Source organism: Myxacorys chilensis, from assembly GCF_059505265.1.
In genome coordinates this window covers 1-2,379 of sequence record NZ_JCACKG010000283.1, presented here as the reverse complement: position 1 = coordinate 2,379, position 2,379 = coordinate 1, and the positions used below count along the sequence as shown (strand labels likewise).

The following is a 2,379-nucleotide window of genomic DNA, read 5'->3' as shown; positions in this document are numbered from 1 at the left end:
GAGCCGTCCCCGCGGCCCCGGTTGACGCGGCGGCTCAATCCGGAGGGTCGCCGTCCTCCGGCACGGGATCCAGAGCGATCCGGAGCGTGGCCCGGAAGTTCGGGTCCTCCACGTCGAACTCCCATTCGTTCCCCTGCCGGACCAGGTCCCTGGCACCGACGAAGTTCTCGCTGCTGCTGATCTGAAGGGTCCGGAGCGTCCCGAGGTCCCCCAGATCGTCGAAGACCGCGCGCAGCACGTATTGACGGTGGAAGATGATGTTGTCCGAGAAGCGCAGGCCCAGGAGGTCGCGCTCGCTCACGTAGAACTCGAGCCGCATGGCGATGTCCGGCAGCGCCTTTGGGGCGGCCTTCTCCTGTTTCTCAGCGAGCTTCTCCTGTTCCCGGTCCGCGGTCGATGCCCGCGCGCCGGTGTCGAGCCAGCCTTCCCAGATCAGCCCTTTCCGGTCGCGTGCCCAGCCAAAGGTCGGGCTCTCGTCGGTCAGGTCCGGCCGGGTGAAGGGGCCGTAGCAGTTCTCGGCCTCGGCGCTCTGGTGGAAGAGGTCGAAGTCGACGCCCCGCGGCTTCACGCTGACGCCGAAGTAGAACTCGCTGCGCCCGATCAGGTCGTGGCCGGACCGCACCTCGGCCGAGACCAGGCGCAGGCGCGCCCGGATGTTGCCGAAGAAGAACCGGGCCGCGACCTCAAAGGACTCGCGGGACGTGACAAGCGAGTCGGGACCACCGTGACACTTGTGAACGAAGGTGCGCGGCGCGTCCGGCAATTGGGCATTCGTCTGCTTCACGAGCCCGTCGCTGCGGTTGTAGTTGAGGCCGTACTCCCCCCTCACCGAGAACAGGCGGTTGGCCCAGCTCGAGGCCGCGATCTCGAAGGTCCGGTAGTTGGTCCCCACCACCGTGAGGACCCGCGAGGGTGGAAAGCTCTCGGAGAAGCGCCTCCAGCCCGTCGGGTTCTCCTTTGCTTCCTGTCGCTCCGGATTGAAGGCCTCGAGCTCGCGCTCCGCATCGACGGGTAGCCAGTTCTTGAGAAGCTGGAACGAGATTCCCTTGTGTGGCGTCCCGAGCGTCACGACCTTGTTCACGAACTCGGCCCCGTTGCGGCCGTCCCGCGGATACGTGGCCTGCAGCGCATGCCGCACGATCAGGCCCCCCATCGAATGCGCGATGATGTTGACCTTGGGATCTGTCCCCTTCGCCGAGGGGTGGACGCGCGCCAGTTCCCGGATGAAGTCGATGAGGCGGACGAGCATCTCGCCGTAGAGCTCGAACTTGCGTCGGTCGAGGTCGTAGTAGCGAAAGACCCAGAGCATCCGCAGCGGATCGATCTCCGGCTTCATCAGGGCCACTGCCATGCCGGGGTCGATCACGATGTGGCCTTCGAAGAAGGACGGGTCGATGTCGGGCAGGAGGATCTTCGCATCCTCCGGAGCTTTCTGCTCGGACGCGTAGTAGCCAACGACGTTGGTCGCGTCCCGGTACTGCCAGCGCGCCGACTTCAGGAAACGCAGGATGAGCCCTTCGTAGATGTAGTTTTCGCCCCGCTTGCGCGGGTAGACGGTACCGTCGTTGAAGCCCTGGTAGGCGATCTTCTTCTCGTCCTCGACGCTCAGGCCGCCGAAGCCGCGGATGAGGATGATGGGTTGCGCGCGGCGGGTCGGTGCGGTGGTCATCGGCGGGCTCCCTGGCTGAACGACGCGAAACCATCGTCGCACGCGGCACCTGCTCGCCCGAAAGGAAATCGCTCCGGGCCTATGACTGTGTGGCCCAGTGCGCTGTGCGCCATGGCAACAGACAGGTCGGGGATTCCCGACTTCATGGAAGGCACCGATTTGCGGCATAGCTCTGGCGCGGTCCGGGATTGCCCGCTTGGCGGGAGCGGACTGGCGCATTTGGCCCAGAAAGGCACTGAAGATGTTGAACCGTACCCTCCTTGCCGCGTCGATCGCGGCCCTCGGTGCTCCGGCGATGGCCGCGGGCTTCGATACCACCGTCGTCACCGCCGCCCCGCCCGCGCCGGTTGCCGTGGTCTCCGCCCCGGCCGCCCCGGCCATGGGCGATTGGACCGGCTTCTACGTCGGTGGCAGCCTATCCTACGGCGACATTTCCGTGGAAGATTTCGATGCCGACGGAAATGGTCGCCTGAACGGCCTCCACGCCGGCTACATGTTCGACTTCGGCCGGATCGTCGTGGGCGCGGAGCTTGAGAACGAGTGGTCCGCCGTCTCGATCGACGACCTCGACCTCGATGTCGACCGCATCGCCCGCGCCAAGCTGCGGGTCGGCTACGACGCCGGTCGCGTGCTGCCCTATATCACCGCGGGCTTCGCCCAGGTCAGCGTTTCGGGCGCCCTTGAGGACGACTTCGACGGCCGCTTCGCTG

Annotated in this window: 2 protein-coding genes; one reads left to right on the top strand and one right to left on the bottom strand. The window is 66.2% G+C overall.

Annotated features, from left to right (window positions below):
* Window positions 1-34: 34 nt before the first annotated feature.
* Window positions 35-1,669 carry an esterase/lipase family protein gene (locus AC5JLB_RS28775; RefSeq protein WP_495877260.1) on the bottom strand — a complete coding sequence of 545 codons (1,635 nt, stop codon included), beginning with the start codon at window positions 1,667-1,669 and terminating at the stop codon, window positions 35-37.
* A 241-nt stretch (window positions 1,670-1,910) separates the two neighbouring features.
* Between AC5JLB_RS28775 and AC5JLB_RS28770 the strand changes: the two genes are divergently transcribed.
* A partial coding sequence (locus AC5JLB_RS28770) for an outer membrane protein (protein WP_495877259.1) occupies window positions 1,911-2,379 on the top strand: 469 nt, incomplete at its 3' end.

Bases quoted from the DNA above. Each gene is read 5' to 3' on its own strand.
- AC5JLB_RS28775 (WP_495877260.1), bottom strand. From the start codon at position 1,669: ATGACCACCGCACCGACCCGCCGCGCGCAACCCATCATCCTCATCCGC.